Consider the following 21,902-nt stretch of genomic DNA (forward strand, 5'->3'; position numbering starts at 1 on the left):
GATGGTCTACTATGTTTCGGACTCCCGGGTTGAGGATCATGTTTATGCCCCGTTCCCTGCTGACCCTGCCGCTTACGCTGGCACTGGCGGCCAGTGCCGTCGGTGCGCAGGACGTGCCCGCACCGGCCCCGCAGGCGCAACCGGCGGCCCCCGCCGGACAGCAGCCCGCCACCCAGCCCGCGAACGGGCAGGAAGGGCTGGTCGTCGATGTCGAGGGCGGTATCTCCGCACCGATGCCGATCGCCATCCCCGCCATGCCGACCAGTGCGGTGGTGCAGACCCCGGCGGGCACGACCGATGTGGTGGGGCAGAAACTGTCCGAGATCATCGCCAACGACCTGCGCAATTCGGGGCTGTTCACGCCGATCCCGCCCGCGCAGCTGCGCACCGTGTCCTTTCCGGAAGTGACCGCGCCCGCCTTCGACTATTGGAACGGCACCGGCGCGCAGGCGCTGGTTCAGGGTTATGTCCGCGCCAATGGCGACGGCACGCTCACGGTCGGATGCTATCTGTACGACGTGCTGGCCAAGAGCGAGCTGGCGCGGCAGGGCTTCGTCGTGACGCCGGGCGACTGGCGGCGCGCGGCGCACAAATGCGCCGACACCATCTATACCAAGCTGACCGGCGAAGGCCCCTATTTCGACAGCCGCATCACCTATGTCTCGGAAACGGGGCCGAAGGCGCGGCGCATCAAGCGGTTGGCGATCATGGACCAGGACGGTGCGAATCACCGCTTCCTGACCAACGGCCAGTCGATCGTGCTGACCCCGCGTTTCGCGCCGAACCAGCAGTCGATCGTCTATATGTCCTATATCGACAAGCGGCCCGCCATCTATGTCTATGACATCGGCACCGGGCGTCAGCGGCTGGTGGTGCAGAACGCCGCGACGACCTTCGCGCCGCGCTTCTCGCCGGATGGCCGCTGGATCCTGTTCTCGATGGCGCAGGGCGGCAATACCGATATCTACCGCGTGTCGTCGCAAGGTGGGACGCCGCAGCGCCTGACGAACGCACCCGGCATCGACACCGGCGGCAGCTATTCGCCCGACGGATCGAAGATCGTGTTCGAGAGCGATCGCTCGGGCGGGCAGCAAATCTATGTCATGAATGCCGATGGCTCGAACCAGCAGCGGATCAGCTTTGGCGGCGGGCGCTATGCGACGCCGGTCTGGAGCCCGCGCGGCGACCTGATCGCCTTTACCAAGCTGGGCGGGGCGTTCCGCATCGGCATCATGAGCCCGTCGGGCGGCGGCGAGAAGCTGCTGACCAACAGCTGGCAGGACGAAGGGCCGAGCTGGTCGCCCAACGGCCGGGTCATCACCTTCCAGCGTTCGACGCAAGGGTCGTCGGGCAAGGCGGATGTGTGGATGGTCGACCTGACCGGCGTCAACGAGCGCCGCATTCCGACGCCGCTCGACGGGTCGGACCCGGCCTGGGGGCCGCTGCGCCAGTAAAGAGTTGCGCCAGTAAAGAGTTTCGGGGGCCAAACCAATCTGTAGGGAGTTGAGAGTCCGATGACCAAGATCAAGACCACGCTCGTCGTCGCCACCATGGCGATCGCCATGGCAGGCTGTGCCAAGAAGCGCCCCGAAGTGCTGCCGCCAGCCCCTGTCAGCCAAGGCACCGGCGTCGATCCCAATGCGGGCGCGACCACCAACCCGGACGGCGCGATCGTTCCCGGCTCGGACGCCGACTTCAAGCGCTCGGTGACGTCGAACACGATCCATTTCGGGCTCGACCAATATGACATCGATCCCCAGTCGCGCGCGATCCTGGACAGCCAGGCGCAGTGGCTGGCACGCTATCCCAATGTCCGCATCACCATCGAGGGGCATTGCGACGAGCGCGGCACCCGCGAATACAATCTCGCACTGGGTGACCGTCGTGCGAACGCGGCCAAGAATTACCTGGCGGCGCGCGGTGTCTCGCCCGAGCGCATGAACGTCATCAGCTATGGCAAGGAACGCCCGATCGCGCTGGGTTCGGATGAAGCCAGCTATGCCGAGAACCGTCGTGCCGTGACGGTGGTACTGAGCTGACCGTCCAATCCTCCCCAAGCTTGCTTGGGGAGGGGGACCGCGCCCATTGGGCGTGGTGGAGGGGCGTGGCCGGTCCGTCTGCCGCTCCACCACCGCTTCGCGGCGGTCCCCCTCCCCATCAAAGATGGGGAGGGATAGGATTACCCCCGGAACGCGCTGTTCAGCAGTTTCGCCAGTCGCAGCCCGCCACGCTTCACCTGCTCGCGCTCGACCGGCGCCATCGCGCGGATCGCGGCTTCGTCCATCTTCATATGCGCCGGCGTCGGCTGGCACGGATCGCCGCCCATCGCGGCGGCATAGGCGCGCTTGGCGATGGCCCAGTTCTCGCGGCTCCACGCCGTCACGTCACCCGCCGACTCGCGCCGCCGCTCGGCCGCCGGATAGGCGCGGACCAGCTTGGGCGGGGTCGAGATCGCGCGCTCGGCGAGCAGGCCGTCCCAGATCGAATGCAGGTTCAGGCGGGGCGTCGCATAGGTGCCGTAATCGACATGGGTGTCGTTGCCGCCCTTGTCGCTTTTGTCGCCCGCATGGAGCGGCTGGTGCAGGTCGCCGACGAAATGGACCAGGAAGGCCAGCGCCATCACCCGTTCCTTCGCGCCCGAGCGCTTGTTCTTCAGGATGGCGAGCTGGCGCGGAATCTGTGCCGACACGCAGTCGCCCGTGTCGCAGGCCGGGGGCAGGCGGAAGGGCTGGCAGATGTCGATATTCTGATAATGCCAGACATAGGCATAGCCGAAGCGCGACTTGCCGTTTTCATCCTTCAGCGGCTTGACGCAATCGGGCCAGACACTGGCCTCCTCGATCGTCCGCACCGGACAGGTCGGCGTGTCGAGCTGGGCCTGTGCGCGCAGGATCTGGCGGATTTCCGCGCGGGCATGGGGGGTGATGTTCGCCCAGGCGATGGCCGCGACGGTCTCGTGGCCATATTCCCAATAGGCGGCGGCGGGGGAGGCGAGGGACAGGCTGCCGAACAGGCCCGCCAGCATCCCGAGGAGGATACGCAAGTGCTTCATGGCGCGCCTTTTATCCCTCGTCGGCGTAGATCGCCACCTGATGTTCGCCTGCCGATGTCGCCCGACCGCGATACATGCCCGCCGTCGTCATGCTCCACGCGATGGTGCCGTCGGGCGCAGCGACGATCGTGCCGCCGGTGCCGCCCAGCGCCTTAACTTCGGCCAGCACCGTATCGGCGGCGGCCTGAATGCTCTCGCCGGTGAAGCGGCGGCGCGCGGCGATCTCATGCCCGACGCCCACGCGGATGAAGACCTCGCCCGAGCCGGTGCACGACACCGCGCAGGCCCGATCGTCGGCATAGGTGCCCGCACCAATCAGCGGCGAATCGCCGATCCGCCCCCAGCGTTTGCCCGTGACGCCCCCGGTCGAGGTGGCGGCGGCGACATGGCCTTGGCAGTCGCAGGCGACCGCACCGACCGTGCCATATTTCATGTCGCTGTCGAAGGCGTCGGCGTTGCGGGAGAGCAGTTCGTCGAGCTGCCGCCGCCGCTCGTCGGTGTGGAACCAGGCGGGGTCGACCTGCTCCAGCCCCTGTTCCGCCGAGAAGCGATCCGCGCCCGGCCCGGCAAGCAGGACATGCGGGCTGGCCGCCATGACCTTGCGGGCGAGCGACACCGGGTTGCGGGTGCGTCTCACCCCGGCGACCGAACCCGCGCGCCGGTCGCGCCCGTCCATGATCGCGGCGTCGAGTTCGTTGGTGCCTTCGCGCGTGAAGCAGGCCCCTCGCCCGGCGTTGAAGTGCGGATCGTCCTCCAGCACGCGCACCGCCGCCTCGACCGCGTCCAGTGCGCTGCCGCCCTCGGCCAGCACCGCCGACCCGGCCTTGAGCGCGGCATCCAGCCCGGCGCGCGCGCCCGCATCCTGCTCGGGCGTCAGGACATCACGGGTGATCCGGCCCGCGCCGCCATGAATGACCAGCGACCAGGATGGGGACATGGGCGAAACTCCGAAACTGTCAGGGAAATCGCCCGCGCCCCTATCAGATCGCAGGCTTGCTGCCATCCCCCGAGGCCGAAGGCCGATCCGCCCGATGGGGCCTCAGGCCGATCAGGGGGCGCAGCCACTTCACCTCGCGGCCTATCCGGTAAAAGGCCCAGCATCCCGCCACCGTCGCCGCGATCAGGATCACGGCATCGAGCCAGAGCGGCCAGCCCAGCCCGCGCAGGGCAAAGGCGACCAGAATGATGATCGTCTGATGGATCAGATAGAAGGGGAACACCGCCTCGGTCAGCGTCCGCCGCCATGGGTGGTCGCGGTTCCAGAATCGCTCGGCTATGCCGATCAGCGCGACGACCGCCATCCAGCCCTGCACTGCCCGTGCGCCCGCGAACAGGATGCCGAACCCCTTGGGCGCGCCCATCAGTCCCGGCCAGCGCCATTCCAGCCCGGCCGCGACCGCATAGCTGGCCAGCGCGATGACGCCCGCAACCGCCCAGCCGCGCCGGAAGCTGTCCAGCACCCGCTCCGACCCGGCCATGCCGAAGCCGAACAGCAGCGCCGGGAAATAGATCGCATGGGCGAGCCAGTCGCCGAGCAGCGCATGGGTCTCCGACTGACCGGGAAAGAAGCGGATATCGATCAGCAGCAGCCCGACCACGGGTAGCACCGCGCCGCCCCAGCCGCCCAACACCCGGTCGAACACGCGCTGCGCCGCCCCGGCCCAGCGGTGCCCGACCGCCAGCAGCAGCGCGATCGCCATGGTATAGACCCACAGATAGCCGACGAACCACAGGTGGTTCCAGGCGGGCGTCGGCACCACGCCGCCGATCACGCGAAAGCTGAGCCAGTCACGCGCCCAGAAAACCCAATAAGACGCGGCATAGCCATATTTGCTCGCCAGCTCGGCCCAGATCTGCGGCGGCACCAGCACGCAGACGCCGAAGAGCAGCGGCACGAGCAGCCGGATGCTGCGTCCCCGCGCGAAGCTGAGGATGGTCGGATGCCGCACCGCCAGCGCGCGCGTGGCATAGCCCGACACAACGAACAGCAGCATCAGCCGCCACGGATTGCTCGCCAGCATCGGGATCGCGACCCAGGGCAGGCTCGCCAGCTGTACGTGAAAGCCCCAGGGTACGAAGACCATGCCGATATGATAGAGGATCAGGATGGCGAAGGCACCGATCCGCAACCAGTCTAGGCCGTAATGGCGGGGGATGGGGGCGGCGGCGGTCATTTGCGGGTCTGGTACAGCACTGACTTTGAACCGCAACTCGCTGCGCGTATATAGGGGTCCATGTCCATTCGTCCCTGGCGTGATATCGCCCGCCGCCAAAGCCGTCAGATCATGGTGGGCAACGTGCCCGTGGGCGGCGACGCCCCCGTCACCGTGCAGACCATGACCAACACGCCGACCAGCGATCCGGTCGCCACGCTCGACCAGATCCGGCGCTGCGAAGAGGCGGGGGCGGACATCATCCGTGTCTCCTGCCCCGACACCGATTCGACCGCCGCGCTGGCCAAGATCACCAAGGCGGCGCGCGTGCCGATCGTCGCGGACATTCATTTCCACTATAAGCGCGCGCTGGAAGCGGCGGACGCGGGTGCGGCCTGCCTGCGCATCAATCCGGGCAATATCGGATCGTCCGAGCGCGTCGCCGAAGTCGTCCGTGCCGCCAAGGCCAATGGCTGTGCCATCCGCATCGGCGTGAACGCCGGATCGCTGGAGAAGGACCTGCTCGAAAAATATGGCGAGCCGTGCCCCGAGGCGCTGGTCGAATCGGCGCTCGACCATATCAAGCTGCTCCAGGACCATGACTTCCACGAATACAAGGTGGCGGTGAAGGCGTCCGACGTCTTCCTGGCGGTGGCCGCCTATCAGGGGCTGGCCGAGGCGACCGACTGTCCGCTGCATCTGGGCATTACCGAGGCGGGCGGCCTGATCGGCGGGACGGTCAAGTCCTCGATCGGCATCGGTTCGCTCCTCTGGTTCGGGATCGGCGACACGATCCGCGTCTCGCTGTCGGCGGAGCCGGAGGAAGAGGTGCGCGTCGGCTTCGAGATCCTGAAGGCGCTGGGCATCCGCAATCGCGGCGTGCGTGTCGTGTCCTGCCCGTCCTGCGCACGACAGGGCTTCGACGTGATCCGCACCGTGCAGGTGCTGGAGGAACGGCTCCAGCATATCCGCACGCCCATGTCGCTGTCGGTGCTGGGCTGCGTCGTCAACGGTCCGGGCGAAGCGCGCGAGACTGATATCGGCGTGACCGGCGGCGGTAACGGCAAGCATATGGTCTATCTGTCGGGCCTGACCGACCACACGGTCGAGGATGCCGACATGGTCGAACATATCGTCAAGCTGGTCGAGGCCAAGGCCGCCGAACTGGACGCCGCCGATGCGGCGAAGGCCGCGATCGCGGCGGAGTGACGGCTCCCGTCCTCCGCATCGCCGCCGCCCTGATCGAGGACGGGGCGGGGCGGTTGCTGCTGGTGCGCAAGGCGGGCACGTCCTGCTTCATGCAGGCGGGCGGCAAGATCGAACCGGGCGAAGACCCCGCCGCCGCGCTGGTCCGCGAACTGGACGAGGAAATCGGCCTGCGTGTGGGCGTGGACGACCTGAGGCTGATCGGCCGGTTCTCGGCGGCGGCGGCCAATGAGCCAGGGCATCGGATCGACGCGACGGTCTTCCACCTGCGCAGCACGCACGTGCCTGTTCCGGCGGCAGAGATCGAGGAAGCGATGTGGGTGGATGGCGGGACGGTGGAAACCCTGACGCTGGCGCCGCTGCTCCGCGACCATATCCTGCCCTGGTATCGCCAGATGCTGGTGCTTGGCTAAATCCTCCCCGGTACGGGGAGGTGGCAGGGCGCAGCCCTGACGGAGGGGGGCTGCCTCACACGACGCCCTTTGCGGCACGCCCCCTCCACCACCGCTTCGCGGCGGTCCCCCTCCCCGTACCGGGGAGGAGCGTTACAACCGCAGCCCCAGCCGGACGCCTGCGCCAACATCGGGTGCGCCCTTGCTGACCCCGGCACTGCCCTGCACGCCTAGCGACAGTCGCTGCGACAAAGCGGTATCCAGACCTGCGCCGATCTCCTGCCGGTCGGCGACCTGATCGCTGGCCCGTGAGGCATAATTGTACGACACGCTGACCTCGCTCGCCTTGCCGATCCCGAGAGCGACGCCGCCCCGTGCGCTGGTCACGTCGCGCAAGGCATAGCCGTCGGGTTGCCCGACAAAGCTGTGGCCGACCGCCGCGAAGGGCGTGACCTTGCCCGGCACCGCCGCCTCCGCGACGATCGAGTAATCCGCCTTGCCCGTTCCCAGCCCGCGCGCGGCGGAGGCGGTGGGCAGCTTGGCGTTGCCGGTCAGCGCAAGGGCGAGGTGATGGCGGTGCGGCGGGATCACCTGGACCGATGCACCGACCACCGCATCGCCCAGCCCGCTGCGCTTCACGCGGGTCGCGGGCTTGGTCGGGTCGATGAACAGAGGCAGGCCCAACGGCCCGCCCGGCGCGACGACATTGCCCGGCGCATCGACCTGCACCACGGGCAGCGCGGCGAAGACCGTCACCCGCTTGCGCTTGACGCGCAGCCCGAAGGTCGAACTGGCGCTGCGCACCTCCTGGCTGGTGTCGTATCTGCCCGACGCATAGTCCGCACCGACCGAGGCGGTGACCTGCGCGCCCGCGGGGGCGGCCAGCAGCATCGCCAGACCCGTCGCGACGATTAGCGTCTTCATTCCCTTTGTCCCTTGGTGTCCTGTTCCCAAGGGGCAACGGATGCGGGATGGGGTTTAATCCCGGAAAATCCTCCCCGGCACGGGGAGGGGGACCATGCGTAGCATGGTGGAGGGGGGCGTGCCGCCGGCGACATCCCATGGGGAAGCCCCCCTCCGTCAGGGCTACGCCCTGCCACCTCCCCGCGTGCGGGGAGGATTGCCGTCTCGCCTTTCCCCCGTTGCCCCGGTATCGCTTGCGCCATGAGCGCGCGCACCTCCCCCGTCATCGCCTTTGGCGCCGCCGCGCTGGGTATCGCGATCTATTCGGTGATGGACACGCTGATGAAGCGGCTGTCGATCGATAGCGGGGCCTATAGCGCGGTGTTGTGGCGGTCCTGGGTCGGGGTGGCGATCACGGGTGCGTTGTTCCTGGCCAAGCGGGGACGTTGGCCCACGCGCGAAGTGCTGGTCCTTCATATCGCGCGCGGGGCGACGGGCGGCGCGTCGGTGCTGCTGTTCTTCTGGGGGCTGGCGCGCGTACCGATGGCGCAGAGCATCGCGCTGACCTTTCTCTCGCCCCTGATCGCGCTGTTCCTGGCCGCCTTCATGCTGGGCGAGACGGTGCGGCGCGCGGCGATCCTGGGGTCGTTGATCGCCGGGGTTGGCGTGCTGGTGATCGCGGGCGGCGAGGTTCAGGCGCAGGCATCCACCCAGGTCGTGCTGGGGTCGCTGGCAATCCTCGTCGCCTCGATCCTCTATGCGGTCAGCCTGGTGCTGTTGCGGCGTCAGGCGCAGGTGGCGGGTCCCACCGAGGTCGCGCTGTTCACCATGCTGGTCATCGCGGTGTTGATGACGCCCGCCGCGCCCTTCGTCTCGGGCTGGCCCGCCGCGCAGCAATGGCCGAGCATCGTGATCGCCGCGCTGCTGGGCAGCCTGTCGGCGCTGCTGCTCGCATGGGCCTATGCGCGCGCCGAGGCGCAGGTGCTGGCGCCGGTCGAATATACCGCCTTCGTCTGGGCGGCGTGCCTGGGTTATGCGGTGTTCGGCGAGCATGTCTCGCTGTTCACGCTGGCGGGGGCGGTGCTGATCATCGCCGGGTGCGTGGTGGCGGTGCGGCGGCCGGTCGCGCCCGGACCACAGAGCGAGGCAGGTTTATGAGCATCATCCTTCGTCCGGCCGAACCGGCCGACACCGCCACGATCCTCGGCTTCGTCCGCGAACTCGCGGCGTTCGAATGCGAGCCGGACGCGGTCGTCGCCACCGAGCCGATGCTGGCCGAAGCGCTGTTCGGCGTTCCTCCGGCGGCGGAGGCGGTGATCGCCGAGCGGGACGGGCAGGCGGTCGGCTTTGCGCTGTTCTTCGCCAATTTCTCGACCTGGACCGGGCGGCGGGGGCTGTATCTGGAGGACCTGTACGTCACGCCCGCCGCGCGCGGGGCCGGGGTGGGCAAGGCGCTGCTGATCCATCTGGCGGGAATCGCCCGTGATCGGGGCTGGGCGCGGTTCGAATGGTCGGTGCTCGACTGGAACACGCCTGCGGTGGAGTTCTACCGGGCGATGGGGGCACAGGCGATGGAGGAGTGGACGGTGCAGCGGGTGTCGGGGGCGGCGCTGGAGCGGCTCGCGGGGCGGTAGACCAAGATAGGGTTCGCGCAGAGGCGCGGAGGACGCAGAGGTGTCTCGCCCGCTGCTGGCCGCATCCCGCAACAATCCGCCGGAGATGCAGGAGCGAGGCATGCCTCAGGGTTCAACACCTCTGCGCCCTCCGCGCCTCCGCGCGAACCATTCTTGTTCTTCCCTACGCCAACGCCGCATCCCCCCGCTCCGTTCAGCCTGAGCCCTTCGGCTGGCTGGCAAGCCAGCCGCTCAGGATAAACTTCGGCGCGCTGCGCCGAAGTCGAAGGCCACGGACCGGCTTCTCCTCTGGATCCGGGATTGCCCTCCCCCGACCCCTCCCGCCTGCGGGAGGGGAGAAGAAGAGGGGGAGCCTCCAGCCAGGAAAGGCCACAAAAAAACGCCCCGGTGCGCTGGGCGCCGGGGCGTTTCTTAAACCGAAATCGGTAAAGGCTTATTCGCGGCCGGGCACGTCGTGGTCGTGCGGCTCTTCGCCCTTGGCCTTGGCGTTCTCGTAGCGCTCGATCGCCTCGGTGACGATGCGGCGCGCTTCGTCGCGGTCGCCCCAGGTGCCGATGCGCACCCACTTCTTCTTCTCCAGGTCCTTGTAATGGGTGAAGAAGTGCTCGATCTGCTGGAACACGATCTCGGGCAGGTCGTCGCGGCCGCCGACATTCGAATAATAGGGGAAGGTCGAGTCGACCGGCACGCAGACCAGCTTCTCGTCGCCGCCGGCTTCGTCTTCCAGGTTCAGGACGGCGATCGGGCGGGCACGCACGACGCAGCCCGGGATGAAGGGCGAGCGCGACACGACCAGCGCGTCGAGCGGATCGCCATCGGGCGACAGGGTATGCGGCACGAAGCCGTAATTCGCCGGATAGCGCATCGGCGTGTGCAGGATGCGGTCGACGAACAGCGCGCCGGAGGCCTTGTCGAACTCGTACTTCACGGGCTCGCCACCGGTCGGCACCTCGATCACGACATTGAGGTCATCGGGCGGGCTCTTGCCGACGGGAATGAGGTCGATGCGCATCGAATCGGTCTTTCTTGCCAATGGACCGGAAGAGTTCCGGTGTAAAAACAATGGCGGGCGCGATAGCGCAACCCGCCATGGCATGTCGATAGACGAGGATGAAGCCTTCGCCGGGCAGGCGTCAGCGTGCGGTCAGCAGGCGATCCAGCCCGGTCTCACCGGTGCCGACCTTCTGGAGATGCGGGTAACGCGGGCCGCCGGTATAATCGATCGTCACCTCGCGGAAGACATCCTGGTTCTTTATCACCAACTTGACCGGCTTTTTCGGGTCCTTGGCGGCCAGGATCGCGGCCTTCAGCCGATCGCCGGTATAGCTTTCGCCGTTCACCGCCTGAATCTGCGTGCCGACATCGATACCTGCCTTGAACGCCGGACTGTCCCAAATTGAACTGGTCACCTCGCCGCTGTTCGACACCGACAGGCCGATCGAATAGGTGACGTTGGTGCTGCCCTTCTCGCCCTGCTTGAAGGTCGGGGTCGGCGTGTCGGTATAGACCAGCTTGTAGCCGTTCATGGCAAAGCCCTCGATCGGCGCGGGCTTGCCCGTCTCGGTGATGCGCTGGCGCAGGAACCCGGCCCAGTCATAGGGCACGATGCCGTTCAGCGTGTTGGCGACATCCTCGAAGGTGTAGGTCACTTCGCCCCAGTCGCCGTTGCGGATGCCGAAGAACGCCTTGGCGAAGTCGTCGATCGACTTGGTGCCGTTCGACTTCTGGCGGAGCATCGCATCGACCTCCATCCAGACCATCAGGCCCTCGTTGTAATAATCCTCCGACCGCTGCCAGCTGGTCCAGCCCTTGGGCTTGCGCGACGAGATGATGGGGTCGTTGGTGGTGTCGAGCAGATCGCGCCACTGCCGCGCGGGCGCGGTGTCGTAGATCGCCAGGATCGAGGCGTATTGGTCCAGCGTGTCCTGCTTCGACACCAGGCCCGACCGCGCCTGGAGCACATAGCCCCAGAACTGCGTCTGCCCCTCATAGACCCAGAGCAGCGAGTTGCGCATCGGCGTGCGGAAATCGGGGGTCCACAGGTCCGCGCCGCGCCGGAACTTACCGTCCCAGCTGTGCGTGAACTCGTGCGGCAACAGGTTGCGGCGGCCCGGCCCCGAATCCCAGTCGGTGAAATAGCCCGGCGTCACGCCATTTTCGGACGAGCGGTGATGCTCCAGGCCGATCCCGCCCAGCTGGTCGCTGATCGACAGCAGGAACTCGTAATGATCGTAATGCTGCGCGCCGAAGGCCTTCACCGCCTGGTCGACCAGCCGCTGGTGCGCGGCGATCTGCTCGGGCTTGGCGTTCAGCTCGGCGGCATTGTCGGCGAAGACGTTGAGGTTCACCTGCGGGCTGAGCGGGAAGACCTTGCCGTACTTGCCCGCCAGCACCGGCGAATCGACCAGGATCTCGTAATTGGTCGTGTCATAGGTGTAGGTCGAGCCCGACGCCTTGGCCGGGACCGCACCCGCCGCCGTCCAGCCCGTGGGGAAGATCGCGGTCATCTGGATCGGGATCTGGCGGGTATAGTAACCGGCCGGATAGAGGCTGACCGAATTGGGCTGGAGCGAGATCATCGTCGGGGTGACGGCGATGCGGCCCTGGTCCGGCTTGGTCGCCGACAGGAACTGGAACTCCAGGTCGAGCTGCTTCGCACCCGCGGGCACGTCGATATGGAAGGCGAAGACGTCGACCGTATCGCGCGTCCAGGGCAGGATGCGGCCATTCGCCTTGATGACCAGCCCTGCCAGCTTCTCGATCTCGCCGCGCGGATTGTGCGCGCCGGGCAGCCATTTGGGGAACAGCAGCGCCATCGGCCCCGCCTTGGCGACGGGGATCGTCTCCTTCACGCGAAAGATGCCGCGCTGGGTATCCGTCGCATCGACGACCAGCTTGATCGTGCCCGGATAGGGGGTGTCGACCGCGTCGGGGATGGTGTTGACGAAGGGGGCGGCGGCGGCGGGCGCGGAGTTGCCCGGCGGGACCTGGGCGTTTGCCACGAAGAGCGGGGCGGCCGCAGAGGAGGCGAGCAGCGAGGCGACGAACACGGAACGAAGCGAATGGCGGATCATGAAGGGCCTTTTGCGGCGACGAGGAGATGGCGGCAGGTTAGGCACCCGATAGGCCAGTCGTCCAGACCCTTTTGGCGGCCCCTTATCCGCTGCCGCCGCCCAGCACGTTGACCGTGAAGGCGATCACCCCGAGATTGAAGATGAACGCCGCCAGGCACTGGCCCGTCACCACCCGTCGCATCCGGCGCGAGGCGATCGACACGTCGCTGGTCTGGAAGGTCATGCCCAGCGTCACCGAGAAATACAGGAAATCCCAATAATCCGGCTCGGCCGTGTCGGGGAATTGCAGCCCGCCCGCATCCCCCTTCTCCCCGGCGCTGTAGAACAGATGCGCATAATGCAGCGCATAGACGATGTTGGAGAACAGCCAGGCGAGGATCAGCGTGCCGACGACCAGCGCGATGGTCACGACGCTGCTCCGCCCGCGCAACTCGCCGCCGACCGCGACCAGCACGACGAACAGCACGATGCCGCAAAAGACGAGCAGGACGGCACGATTGGCGTCGTTGCGCGCGGCGCGGCGGCGCATCTTTGCCGCCTGTCCCTGTCGCAGCAGCGGCACGAGCGACCCGATGAACAGAAGCGCCGCGCCATCGAACCCGGCCAGGATACCCCGCGTCATCCCGACCTCGGGCGACAGCAGGGCACTCGCCACGATCAGGACCGCCGCAAAGGCCAGGAAGCGCGGTGGTGCGATCCGGTCACCGATACGGGTTTGCAGGCGCTGCCAGCGGGTGGTGGTCATGCAGCGCGGTGTACGCCCGCCGGGGGCGGCTTGGCTATGGGTGGGTCAACCGGAAGAGGCCAGGCACGAGGCGAAGTCGCGCATCCGAAAAGGGCTCACCCGATCAGCCGAATAAGCCGGGCCTATGGGGGCGGTCATCCGGGAGCGGATATCCCGTCCAGTGCGTGATCAGCTTCGATCCCTGCTTCGACAAGGTGAAAAGGAAGTCGCCGACATTATGGACGGCGTTGCCATATTTGTCATTGATCTGGCCGTTGCCATAGCTCTTGAAGCGAACATCCAGTGTGTTGCCGGAAGGACGGGGCGTGCAGACGATATCCTCGTCCGTCTGGAAACCTTCCGCATGGAAACGGCATGTCGATCGGTCGAGCGTCAGGGTATGGGTGCCTACGATCGGCGATCCTCCAGCTGTCGCGCCGCCGGCGAACTCATAGATATAGCGGCCTTTCCACGGCGATGGATCTAGAGTCGAAAACGATCAACTCTGCTCACCCCTCCCCTTCAGGGGAGGGGCTAAAACCGTGCAATGCTGATCGCTTTCAACTCTATGGTCGATAGGCGGGGCTGGGGTGAGCGTTGTCGCATTTGGCTGTTGGCAACAGGCCGGACAAGGATAGGGGAAGAAGGACTCGCTTCAAGCTGGCAGCCACGCCTCGATCACCCAATCGATAGCCGTAGAGCTTAAACTCTATGATGGCGCTGTTGAACGGATTTACCAACGCCGTTGAGAGTGTCGCGCATGGCGACCGCGCGATGATCGTTGCTCTCGCTGGCGATCATGCGGCAAAGCATGTGCGCCGAACCCGACCCACGACCGAACTGGCGCTGGCCGACTGGCTGTCGCAAGGCCCGTGATCGCACTCTAGCGCACACGCCTTCGCTACCTTAGATAGCGCCACCTCTATGGCACGGATCGAAACCCCCAAGCGCGTGCGCGGCACGCAGGACATCTTCGGCGACGAACAGCGCCGCTTTGCGCAGGTGCTCGCCACCTTCGAGCATGTCCATGGCCTCTACGCCTTTCAGCGGCTCGACCTGCCGGTGTTCGAGGACACACAGGTCTTTGCCCGCTCGATCGGCGAAACGACCGATGTCGTGTCGAAGGAGATGTACACCTTCCCCGATCGCGGCGGCGACCTGCTGACCCTGCGGCCCGAATTCACCGCCGGGATTGCGCGCGCGTACCTGACCGAGGGGTGGCAGCAATATGCGCCCTTGAAGCTCGTCACCTCGGGCGCGGTGTTCCGCTATGAGCGCCCGCAAAAGGGCCGCTATCGCCAGTTCCACCAGATCGACGCCGAAATCCTCGGTGCGCCCGAACCGGCGGCGGATGTCGAGCTGCTGGTGATGGCCGACCAGCTGCTGCGCGAACTGGGCATATCCGAGGGCGTGACGCTCCAGCTCAACACGCTGGGCGATGCGGCGACGCGCGACGCGTGGCGCGACGCGCTGGTCGCGCATTTCGAGGCGCATCGCGATCAGCTGTCGGAGGACAGCCTGGTGCGGCTGGAGAAGAATCCGCTGCGCATCCTCGACTCCAAGGACCCGCGCGACCGGCCGATCGCCGATGCCGCGCCCGATATCGACGCCTATCTGACGCCCGAGGCGCGTGCGTTCTTCGAGGCGGTGACGGCGGGGCTGGACGCGGCGGGCGTCGCCTGGACGCGCAATGCGCGGTTGGTGCGCGGCCTCGATTATTATCGCCACACCGCGTTCGAGTTCGTCACCGACCGGCTCGGCTCGCAGGGGACGGTGCTGGCGGGCGGTCGTTATGACGGGCTGATCGAGTCGCTGGGCGGTCCCGCCACGGCGGGCGTGGGCTGGGCGGCCGGGGTCGAGCGGCTGGCGATGCTGCTCGACGAGCCGCCCAAACCCGTGATCGACGCGGTCGTCGTGCCGATGGGCGCGGCGGCGGAGTTGCGGGCGACCGGCCTCGTCGCCGAACTGCGTCGTATGGACATCGCCACCGACATGGCGTTTCGCGGCAATATGAAGCGCCGCATGGCCAAGGCGAACGATCAGGGCGCCAGCTATGCGCTGATTCTGGGCGATGACGAACTCGCGAACGGCCAAGTGCAGGTGAAGGCGCTGACGACCGGCGAGCAGGCGAAGGTCCCGCTCGACACGGTGGCGCAGAGCCTGTCGGACCTGTTGTTCGAGGACGAGATCGCGGAGGACCATGGCGAGCGGCTTCCTCCATTGGCGCAGCGTCTGACCACCGCATGAAAACCGTTTCCGCCGAACGCATCGCGCAGATCGAGGCGCGACGCGACGAATTGCAGGCGATGATGGCCACCGGCGACCTGCCCTCGGACCGCTTCGTCGCGGTGTCGAAGGAATATGCCGAGCTGGAGCCGGTCGCCAATGCCGCGGCCGAGGTGCGTCGCCTGCGGCAGGAGGCCGACAGCCTGGCGTTCATGACGCAGGATGGCGACGACGAGCTGCGCGAGCTGGCGGCGGAGGAACTCCACGCCAACCGCAATGCGCTGGCGGCGGCGGACCGCCATCTGGCGCTGGCGTTGCTGCCGCGCGACGCCGCCGACGAGCGCGCGGCGATGCTGGAAATCCGTGCCGGGACCGGCGGCGACGAGGCGGCTTTGTTCGCGGGCGACCTGTTCCGCATGTACCAGCGTTATGCCGAGCGGCAGGGCTGGCGGGTCGAGGTCATCTCCGCCTCGGTGCCCGACACGGGCGGCTATAAGGAAGTCGTCGCCTCGGTCGCGGGGGCGGGTGTGTTCGCCAAGCTGAAGTTCGAAAGCGGCGTCCACCGCGTCCAGCGCGTGCCGGTCACCGAATCGGGCGGCCGTATCCACACCTCGGCGGCGACCGTCGCGGTGCTGCCGGAGGCGGAGGAGGTCGATCTCCAGATCGACGACAAGGACCTGCGCATCGATATCTATCGCTCGTCGGGCGCGGGCGGGCAGCACGTCAACACGACCGACTCGGCGATCCGCATCACCCATATCCCGACCGGGCTGGTGGTGATCCAGCAGGACGAACGCTCGCAGCACAAGAACCGCGCCAAGGCGATGAAGGTGTTGCGGACCCGCCTGTACGAGGCCGAGCGCGAGCGGCTGGCGGCGGAGCGTGCGGGGACCCGGCGTTCGCAAGTCGGCTCGGGCGATCGTTCGGAGCGGATTCGGACGTACAACTTTCCGCAGGGCCGCGTGACCGATCACCGGATCAACCTGACCCTCCACCGCCTGCCGGAGATCCTGGAGGGCGAGCTGGACGAACTGATCGGCGCGCTGCTGGCCGAGGATGAAGCCGAACGGCTTGCGGCGCTCGATGGGTGATGCTCGTGCGGAGACGCGGAGACGCGGAGGGGGGCAGCCCACTGCGCCGCAGGCCTTCCTTCTCCGCTGGTTGGTGACGCCCAAGCGTTGCCCCATGCCGGACATCTCCGCGCCTCCGCGCCTCCGCGCGAACCAATGTCTTCCCAATTCCGGCATTCGCCGGGATAAGACGGCGGCGTGACCGACGCCCGCATCGCGCTCGCACAAGCCGCTGAGCGCTTCACCTTCTCCCCGACCGCGCGGCTCGACGCGGAACTGCTGCTCGCCCATGCTCTGGGGATCGAGCGCAACGCCCTGCTGCTCGACCTGACCCGCCGTGTCCCCGACAGCTTCTGGCCGCTGGTCGAGCGGCGCGCGCGCCAAGAGCCGGTCGCCTATATCACCGGTACGCGCGGCTTCTGGACGCTGGACCTGATGGTCGGCCCCGGCGCGCTGGTGCCGCGCGTCGATAGCGAAACGCTGGTCGACGCCGCACTCCGGCACTTCAGGGGGCGTCCCCCCGCGACCCTGCTCGATCTGGGCACCGGGCCGGGCACGTTGCTGCTCGCCCTGCTCGACGAGTGGCGCGGGACGAAGGGGCTGGGCGTCGACCGTTCCCCGCAAGCCCTGCAATATGCCGTCGCCAACGCCGCGGCCTGCGGCCTCGCCGACCGGGCGCGGTTTGTCTGCGGCGACTGGGCGGCGGCGCTGTCGGGGCCGTTCGACTGCATCGTCACCAACCCGCCCTATATCGGAACGGTCGAACCGCTCTCGCCCGAGGTGCGCGATTACGAGCCCGGCACCGCGCTGTTCGCCGGGCCGGACGGGCTGGACGAATACCGCCTGCTCGCCCCCGAACTGCGCCGTCTGCTGGCCCCCGGCGGGGCGGTGGTGGTCGAGATCGGGCATGAACAGGCGGAGGCGGTGACGGCTTTGCTGGCGGATCAAGGCTTTGCGGTGACGCTGCACCGCGATCTCGGCGGGCGACCGCGTGCCCTGCTGGCGCATTGAACAATCGCGCGTGATGCCCTATATTTCACTTGAAGGACCTAGGTCCGACCCGCTAGAGCGGGCACAGGGGCACGCGAACATCTGGCACTCTCACCGGTTTTTCGGGGTCGCAGGATGTCGGGCCGATGCCCATACCCTTCGTCATGTAGTCGCTGCTGTCCGGCGGCCGTGGCAGCGCCCGAAATCGGGTGCGACAGCTTCGCATCGCGCGAACCGCGCGCGATGTCGGGAAGAGTGGGTCGGAAAAAGTGGACCTTGTTGGTTTGACGACTAAGGACGAACAGCTTGATCAATAATCGGCAGGCCGGCCGCCGTCGCGGTCGTGGCGGCAACAATAACGGTGGGCAGCGTCCGGGCGGCAATCCCGGCCGTTCCGACAATGGCAATCGCATCGACAACCGCGCGCGCGGCAACGCCAGCCAGCTGTACGAGAAGTACAAGAATCTGGCGACCGAGGCGCAGCGCCAGGGCGACCGGGTCAACACCGAATATTACTGGCAGTTCGCCGATCACTATTTCCGGGTGCTGAGCGAAACCCGCTCGCGCTTCGAGGAGCAGAATCAGCGCCGCCAGCGCGAGGAATCGCGCGACGACCAGTATGACGACGGTTTCGACAACGACGCCGAGGATTATGGCGACGAGGGCGATCCCATCCGTCCCGGCGAGCAGCAGGGCGAGGCCGAACAGCCGCGTCGCGAGCGCCAGCCGCGCGAGAATCAGCCCCGCGACAATCAACAGCGCGAAACCTATGCCCGCGACAATCAGCAGCGCGAAGAGCGTCCCCGTCGCGACCGCGACGATCGCCCGCGCCGTGAGCCGCGCGAGGATCGCCGCCCGATGCGCGCCGAACCGCCCGTCATGGCCGAGGATGCGCAGCCGGTCGTGACCGCGCCCGCCATGGCCCCTGAGGTCGCTTCGGCTCCGCAGGCCGAGGAGGAGGCGCCCCGCCGTCGCGGTCGTCCGCGTCGCGAGCGTCCCGCCGAGGTGCAGGACATGGGCGAGCAGACCGGCTTCGACGCCGATCGTCTGCCCCCGGCGCTGAGCGCTGCGCCCGAGGCGGAAGCCGCGCCCGAGGAAAAGCCCCGCCGTCGTCGCGTCCGCGCGGCGGCTCCGGTGGAGCCGGAGGCGGCGGCGGGCTGATCGCCCCCCACGCTTTCGATCGATAAGGAACCGGCCTCCGCACCATCTGCGGGGGCCGGTTTTTTATGGCCGCCGGTCGACATCCTCGTCATGCCCGGTGCCCGAGCTGAGGAAGACCAGCCCCATCAGTGCGCCGGTCAGCATCACCATGCCGCCGATCCCGCCGATCACCCCCAGCATCGTCACCCCGTTGAGCGGGCCATAGACTTCGGCCAGCGCCATCAACGAACCACCGACCGCGACGGCGGCCGCGACCGTCATCCACGCCATCAGCATGCGGAACCGCGCCCAGGCAAAGGCCGCCTGTTCGGGATCGTCGAGTCCGGGTGGGGGCGGGGACATGGGCCGACTATGCGCAACGGGGGGCTGCTCGACAAGCCGGGCCAGCCTTATCCCGCCCGGCGGAACCGCCCGACCGGCAGCCTGGCCCAGACGCCGCCCACGATCGCATCGATCTCGCGCCGAACCGGGTGGCGCACCGCATAGACGACCGCCAGCCAGGCCAGCACGCCCGCTGCCGCGCTCATGCTCAGCAGCGTGAACCCGACCGCCTCGGGGCGCGCGACCCAGCGATAGACGGCGAGCAATGGCGCGACCGTCGCCAGCGTGGCGAGCAGGCTCTGCGCATAGACGGTCAGCATCCCGCGCCATGCAAAGCCGGTCAGTGGCTTCATCAGCGTGGCGTAGAGCATGAACCACACGATCCCGTACCCGATGCGCGAGATCGCCGCCCATTCCAGGCTGACCGTCGCGCCCAGGATCAGCAGCCCGATTGACGCGATCGTATCCAGCGCATTGGCGACGATCAGCCGACGGATATGCCCCAGCAGGATAGGCAGCTCGAAATGCAGCGGCACGGCGGCGAAGAACAACTGCCCCAGCGCGATCCAGCTCAGCAGTGGCGCCACGCCCGCCCAGCGCGGGCCGTAGAGCATCAGCACGATCGGCGTCGCGGCGGTGGCGAGGAAGGTCATGGCGGGCCAGGTCACGCCGCTATAGGCTGCGACCACCCGCTGATAGGGGGCGGCCAGGTCGGCCCCCGCGTCGCGCAGGCGGGCGAAGGCCGGATAGAAGACGCCGTCCACCGCGCCGCTGACCAGCATCTGCAACTGCGCGCCCAGGCTGGAGGCGCGGCTGTACAGGCCGACTGCGGTCAGGGTCAGGATACGGCCGATGACCAGTTCCGGGCTGCGCGAACTGATCGCGTCGCTGATATAGAGAAGCGAGCTGTTCGACCCGAAGCGCAGGATCGGGCCGATCCCTTTCAGGCTGGGCGGGAAGGGCGGCCGGATGCCGGATCGCCATTGGCCGATGATCGCGCGCGCCGCCTGTTGCGCGACCGAGGCCCAGGCCAGCGCAAAGGCGGAATAGCCCGCCCAGGCCAGCGCCAGCGAAAACACGGCATTGACCACCGCCGCGCCGACGCTGGTCAGGAAGATGGAATAATAGTCCATCCGCCGCTGGAGCATCGCCCCCGGCACGATGCCGAAGGGCACGATCAGATAGGACCCGGCGATGATGACGAGCAAAGGCGTCAGGCGGACATTGTCGTAGAATCGCGCCACCGGCCAGGCGAGCGCGAAGATGACCAGGCCGATACCCAGCGCGAAGATCAGCGACACCGAAAAACAGGTGCGCAGCTGCTCTTCGGTCAGGTCGCGCTCGCCCGCGACGAACCGGCGGATGCCGAAATCCTGCAGCGCGGATACCAGCATCGCGGCGGAGAGGGCGATCGAATAAAGCCCCATCTCGGACGGGCTGAGGAAGAAGCGCGATATGACGACGCTGACCACGAACTGAATCGCAAAGGCGATATATTGCGCCCCGATCGACCAGAGCGCCGCGCCGCGAACCGAAGAACCGCTCATCGCCGGATCTGATGCCGGGTCAGCAGACCGGCGAGGCGGATCGCGCCCAGCCGCTGATGGTGACGCGCCAACCGCGCCACGGCCCGCCAAAGCCCGGATACGGGTTCACCACCCGCCCGGCGCACGTCATCGAGATGCGCGGCGATCCAGGTCAGTCCTTCTCCCGCCATCACGTCGGGCGCGTATAAGAGCCCGCGCACCACTTCCGCGCGGACATCGCGCGCCACGTCCGGCCGCCCGAAGACGGTATCGAGCGTCTCGATCGGGGGCAGGACAGTCCAGTCGTCGGAAGGGTCGCGGCGTCCCTCGGCGCGCGCCGCCCGGGCCAGTCGCGCAACCGCCACGCCATAACGCTGGGCCAGGACATGCCGGTGCGACACCTGCGATGGCGAATAGCGATAGAGATGCAGCCGATCGGGCAGATTGGCGATCCGCGTCCGCTCGGCCAGCCGAAGCCACAGGTCATAATCCTCGCAATGGCGATAGGCGGGGCGATAGCCGCCTGCGGCTTCCAGCACGTCACGACGCATCATCACGGAGGGATGGCAAAGTGGCGATGCGGTCGGCAGGGCGGCGGCAATGACGTCGGCGGACAAAGGGTGGTCGACCGGCTGTGCGCTGCGGTGATGGCCCCGCGTGTCGATCGTCCAGATCTGTGTACCGATGACGCCATGATCCGGGTTCGCATCGAGAAAGCCGACCTGCCGCGCGAACCGCTCGGGCAGGGCGACGTCATCGCCGTCCATCCGTGCGATATAGGGGCCACGCGCCACCGCGATGATGTGATTCAGGCTGGCCACCAGTCCCTGATTGGCCTGGCGGATCACCCGGATACGCGGGTCGGTCGCCGCATAGCGGTCGATGATGGCGGCGGAGCCGTCCGTCGAGCCGTCATCGACGATCACCAGCTCGAAATCGGCAAAGGTCTGCGCAAGGATACTGTCCAGAGCCTGCGCCAGATACCTGGCGTTATTATAGACGCTCAGGGCGACGGTGATGCGGGGCGACGTCATGCTCGTATCACTCGTTCCTGGTACGCGGTCACTAGGAAAGCCCTACACACACGTCATGCCTAGGCCGGAATCACGAAGCTGCCAAAGGTTCCGCGAGGGGGCGACCATGACGAAAGGCTTAAACCGCCAAAACTAAAGGATTTTTGAAATTTTGCAGAAAAATGGCACTTTTTGTGTTGACCGCCAAAGTGCGTCCGCCTAGAGGGGTTTCACCGCAGCGGTGGTCGCAACGACTGACCGGTGCAGCTACGACAGATCGGCGCACTTGAGGCCCTGGGAACGGGGTGAAGGGGTGTTGCCGGTATTTGTTGTCGGCTCTTTGACATTGTAGGTTAGATGAAGGGACATGCGGGCGGCGGCTTGGCGGTTGTCCTGGGCATTCAAGGTGCTCGGGGATCGTTAACAAGCTTTAAGCCGGTTCGTATGTCTCGTTACA

The 21,902-nt window shown here is 67.2% G+C and carries 22 protein-coding genes; 11 read left to right on the plus strand and 11 right to left on the minus strand.

The annotated features are described in order from the left end of the window. The first annotated feature begins 44 nt into the window (after window positions 1-44). Complete coding sequence (gene tolB / locus BSZ14_RS10135; RefSeq protein WP_076710838.1) at window positions 45-1,454, plus strand: Tol-Pal system beta propeller repeat protein TolB; 1,410 nt, start codon at window positions 45-47, stop codon at window positions 1,452-1,454. Between the two features lie 60 nt (window positions 1,455-1,514). Further along, entirely contained in the window at window positions 1,515-2,039 is a 525-nt protein-coding gene (gene pal, locus BSZ14_RS10140; protein WP_076710820.1) for a peptidoglycan-associated lipoprotein Pal, read from the plus strand. Between the two features lie 140 nt (window positions 2,040-2,179). On the opposite strand, the gene BSZ14_RS10145 is transcribed toward pal, so the two are convergent. Genes BSZ14_RS10145 through BSZ14_RS10155 form a run of 3 tightly spaced genes read right to left on the minus strand, consistent with a single transcriptional unit; the run spans window position 2,180 to window position 5,226 of the window. After that, on the minus strand, window positions 2,180-3,052 hold the full coding sequence (locus BSZ14_RS10145) for a S1/P1 nuclease (protein ID WP_076710821.1): 873 nt from the start codon (window positions 3,050-3,052) through the stop codon (window positions 2,180-2,182). A 10-nt stretch (window positions 3,053-3,062) separates the two neighbouring features. Further along, window positions 3,063-3,989 carry an isoaspartyl peptidase/L-asparaginase family protein gene (locus BSZ14_RS10150; RefSeq protein ID WP_076710822.1) on the minus strand — a complete coding sequence of 309 codons (927 nt, stop codon included), beginning with the start codon at window positions 3,987-3,989 and terminating at the stop codon, window positions 3,063-3,065. A gap of 43 nt (window positions 3,990-4,032) precedes the next feature. After that, window positions 4,033-5,226, minus strand: a complete 1,194-nt coding sequence (locus BSZ14_RS10155) for an acyltransferase family protein (RefSeq protein WP_089413620.1) — start codon at window positions 5,224-5,226, stop codon at window positions 4,033-4,035. Window positions 5,227-5,286: 60 nt separating this feature from the next. Here BSZ14_RS10155 and ispG point away from each other — a divergent pair, with 60 nt between their 5' ends. After that, the gene (gene ispG / locus BSZ14_RS10160; protein ID WP_042486590.1) at window positions 5,287-6,414 is read left to right on the plus strand and encodes a flavodoxin-dependent (E)-4-hydroxy-3-methylbut-2-enyl-diphosphate synthase; all 1,128 of its coding nucleotides are present in this window, start codon (window positions 5,287-5,289) and stop codon (window positions 6,412-6,414) included. Next, complete coding sequence (locus BSZ14_RS10165) at window positions 6,411-6,824, plus strand: NUDIX hydrolase (protein WP_076710823.1); 414 nt, start codon at window positions 6,411-6,413, stop codon at window positions 6,822-6,824. Before ispG ends, BSZ14_RS10165 begins: the two co-directional genes overlap by 4 nt. Before the next feature lie 132 nt (window positions 6,825-6,956). On the opposite strand, the gene BSZ14_RS10170 is transcribed toward BSZ14_RS10165, so the two are convergent. Then, on the minus strand, window positions 6,957-7,727 hold the full coding sequence (locus tag BSZ14_RS10170) for a transporter (protein ID WP_076710824.1): 771 nt from the start codon (window positions 7,725-7,727) through the stop codon (window positions 6,957-6,959). A gap of 240 nt (window positions 7,728-7,967) precedes the next feature. On the opposite strand from BSZ14_RS10170, the gene BSZ14_RS10175 reads away from it, so the two are divergent. Continuing rightward, on the plus strand, window positions 7,968-8,864 hold the full coding sequence (locus BSZ14_RS10175) for a DMT family transporter (protein WP_076710825.1): 897 nt from the start codon (window positions 7,968-7,970) through the stop codon (window positions 8,862-8,864). Beyond that, window positions 8,861-9,340: a GNAT family N-acetyltransferase gene (locus tag BSZ14_RS10180; RefSeq protein WP_076710826.1), complete on the plus strand. Its 480-nt coding sequence runs from the start codon at window positions 8,861-8,863 to the stop codon at window positions 9,338-9,340. Before BSZ14_RS10175 ends, BSZ14_RS10180 begins: the two co-directional genes overlap by 4 nt. 433 nt (window positions 9,341-9,773) lie before the next feature. Here BSZ14_RS10180 and ppa read toward each other — a convergent pair whose 3' ends face one another. From ppa to BSZ14_RS20305, 4 genes are all read right to left on the minus strand, one after another. Further along, on the minus strand, window positions 9,774-10,352 hold the full coding sequence (gene ppa, locus BSZ14_RS10185) for an inorganic diphosphatase (RefSeq protein ID WP_042486578.1): 579 nt from the start codon (window positions 10,350-10,352) through the stop codon (window positions 9,774-9,776). Window positions 10,353-10,473: 121 nt separating this feature from the next. Beyond that, the gene (locus BSZ14_RS10190; RefSeq protein WP_042486575.1) at window positions 10,474-12,414 is read right to left on the minus strand and encodes a M61 family metallopeptidase; all 1,941 of its coding nucleotides are present in this window, start codon (window positions 12,412-12,414) and stop codon (window positions 10,474-10,476) included. 82 nt (window positions 12,415-12,496) lie between these two features. Beyond that, the gene (locus BSZ14_RS10195) at window positions 12,497-13,159 is read right to left on the minus strand and encodes a DUF1345 domain-containing protein (protein ID WP_076710827.1); all 663 of its coding nucleotides are present in this window, start codon (window positions 13,157-13,159) and stop codon (window positions 12,497-12,499) included. Window positions 13,160-13,262: 103 nt separating this feature from the next. Next, window positions 13,263-13,595, minus strand: coding sequence for a DUF5991 domain-containing protein (locus BSZ14_RS20305; protein WP_445190542.1), 333 nt, complete (start codon window positions 13,593-13,595; stop codon window positions 13,263-13,265). Between the two features lie 254 nt (window positions 13,596-13,849). Here BSZ14_RS20305 and BSZ14_RS19645 point away from each other — a divergent pair, with 254 nt between their 5' ends. The 5 genes from BSZ14_RS19645 (at window position 13,850) to BSZ14_RS10215 (ending at window position 18,585) form a co-directional block, all read left to right on the plus strand. Further along, window positions 13,850-14,014 carry a hypothetical protein gene (locus BSZ14_RS19645; RefSeq protein WP_158069200.1) on the plus strand — a complete coding sequence of 55 codons (165 nt, stop codon included), beginning with the start codon at window positions 13,850-13,852 and terminating at the stop codon, window positions 14,012-14,014. A gap of 48 nt (window positions 14,015-14,062) precedes the next feature. After that, window positions 14,063-15,385 carry a histidine--tRNA ligase gene (gene hisS, locus BSZ14_RS10200; protein WP_076710828.1) on the plus strand — a complete coding sequence of 441 codons (1,323 nt, stop codon included), beginning with the start codon at window positions 14,063-14,065 and terminating at the stop codon, window positions 15,383-15,385. Further along, on the plus strand, window positions 15,382-16,455 hold the full coding sequence (prfA, locus tag BSZ14_RS10205) for a peptide chain release factor 1 (RefSeq protein WP_076710829.1): 1,074 nt from the start codon (window positions 15,382-15,384) through the stop codon (window positions 16,453-16,455). The genes hisS and prfA overlap by 4 nt, the downstream gene beginning before the upstream one ends. Before the next feature lie 177 nt (window positions 16,456-16,632). Then, window positions 16,633-17,445, plus strand: coding sequence for a peptide chain release factor N(5)-glutamine methyltransferase (gene prmC / locus BSZ14_RS10210; RefSeq protein ID WP_076710830.1), 813 nt, complete (start codon window positions 16,633-16,635; stop codon window positions 17,443-17,445). A gap of 285 nt (window positions 17,446-17,730) precedes the next feature. Beyond that, on the plus strand, window positions 17,731-18,585 hold the full coding sequence (locus BSZ14_RS10215) for a DUF4167 domain-containing protein (RefSeq protein ID WP_076710831.1): 855 nt from the start codon (window positions 17,731-17,733) through the stop codon (window positions 18,583-18,585). 63 nt (window positions 18,586-18,648) lie between these two features. On the opposite strand, the gene BSZ14_RS10220 is transcribed toward BSZ14_RS10215, so the two are convergent. From BSZ14_RS10220 to BSZ14_RS10230, 3 genes are read right to left on the minus strand one after another with little or no spacing between them, the layout of a single operon-like run. Then, window positions 18,649-18,927: a hypothetical protein gene (locus BSZ14_RS10220; protein ID WP_042486556.1), complete on the minus strand. Its 279-nt coding sequence runs from the start codon at window positions 18,925-18,927 to the stop codon at window positions 18,649-18,651. A gap of 47 nt (window positions 18,928-18,974) precedes the next feature. After that, entirely contained in the window at window positions 18,975-20,453 is a 1,479-nt protein-coding gene (locus BSZ14_RS10225; protein ID WP_076710832.1) for an oligosaccharide flippase family protein, read from the minus strand. After that, entirely contained in the window at window positions 20,450-21,466 is a 1,017-nt protein-coding gene (locus BSZ14_RS10230; RefSeq protein ID WP_076710833.1) for a glycosyltransferase family 2 protein, read from the minus strand. Before BSZ14_RS10230 ends, BSZ14_RS10225 begins: the two co-directional genes overlap by 4 nt. Between the last annotated feature and the right edge of the window lie 436 nt (window positions 21,467-21,902).

This window comes from Sphingomonas sp. Sph1(2015) (assembly GCF_001970915.1).
GTDB lineage: Bacteria > Pseudomonadota > Alphaproteobacteria > Sphingomonadales > Sphingomonadaceae > Sphingomonas > Sphingomonas parapaucimobilis.

Coding starts and splice junctions, on each gene's coding strand:
- BSZ14_RS10180 (WP_076710826.1), top strand. CDS start 8,861: ATGAGCATCATCCTTCGTCCGGCCGAACCGGCCGACACCGCCACGATC.
- hisS (WP_076710828.1), top strand. CDS start 14,063: ATGGCACGGATCGAAACCCCCAAGCGCGTGCGCGGCACGCAGGACATC.
- tolB (WP_076710838.1), top strand. CDS start 45: ATGCCCCGTTCCCTGCTGACCCTGCCGCTTACGCTGGCACTGGCGGCC.
- ppa (WP_042486578.1), bottom strand. CDS start 10,352: ATGCGCATCGACCTCATTCCCGTCGGCAAGAGCCCGCCCGATGACCTC.
- BSZ14_RS10175 (WP_076710825.1), top strand. CDS start 7,968: ATGAGCGCGCGCACCTCCCCCGTCATCGCCTTTGGCGCCGCCGCGCTG.
- ispG (WP_042486590.1), top strand. CDS start 5,287: ATGTCCATTCGTCCCTGGCGTGATATCGCCCGCCGCCAAAGCCGTCAG.
- BSZ14_RS10195 (WP_076710827.1), bottom strand. CDS start 13,159: ATGACCACCACCCGCTGGCAGCGCCTGCAAACCCGTATCGGTGACCGG.
- BSZ14_RS10145 (WP_076710821.1), bottom strand. CDS start 3,052: ATGAAGCACTTGCGTATCCTCCTCGGGATGCTGGCGGGCCTGTTCGGC.
- prfA (WP_076710829.1), top strand. CDS start 15,382: ATGAAAACCGTTTCCGCCGAACGCATCGCGCAGATCGAGGCGCGACGC.
- BSZ14_RS10170 (WP_076710824.1), bottom strand. CDS start 7,727: ATGAAGACGCTAATCGTCGCGACGGGTCTGGCGATGCTGCTGGCCGCC.
- BSZ14_RS10150 (WP_076710822.1), bottom strand. CDS start 3,989: ATGTCCCCATCCTGGTCGCTGGTCATTCATGGCGGCGCGGGCCGGATC.
- pal (WP_076710820.1), top strand. CDS start 1,515: ATGACCAAGATCAAGACCACGCTCGTCGTCGCCACCATGGCGATCGCC.
- BSZ14_RS10155 (WP_089413620.1), bottom strand. CDS start 5,226: ATGACCGCCGCCGCCCCCATCCCCCGCCATTACGGCCTAGACTGGTTG.
- BSZ14_RS10220 (WP_042486556.1), bottom strand. CDS start 18,927: ATGTCCCCGCCCCCACCCGGACTCGACGATCCCGAACAGGCGGCCTTT.
- BSZ14_RS10225 (WP_076710832.1), bottom strand. CDS start 20,453: ATGAGCGGTTCTTCGGTTCGCGGCGCGGCGCTCTGGTCGATCGGGGCG.
- BSZ14_RS19645 (WP_158069200.1), top strand. CDS start 13,850: ATGATGGCGCTGTTGAACGGATTTACCAACGCCGTTGAGAGTGTCGCG.
- BSZ14_RS10190 (WP_042486575.1), bottom strand. CDS start 12,414: ATGATCCGCCATTCGCTTCGTTCCGTGTTCGTCGCCTCGCTGCTCGCC.
- BSZ14_RS10230 (WP_076710833.1), bottom strand. CDS start 21,466: ATGACGTCGCCCCGCATCACCGTCGCCCTGAGCGTCTATAATAACGCC.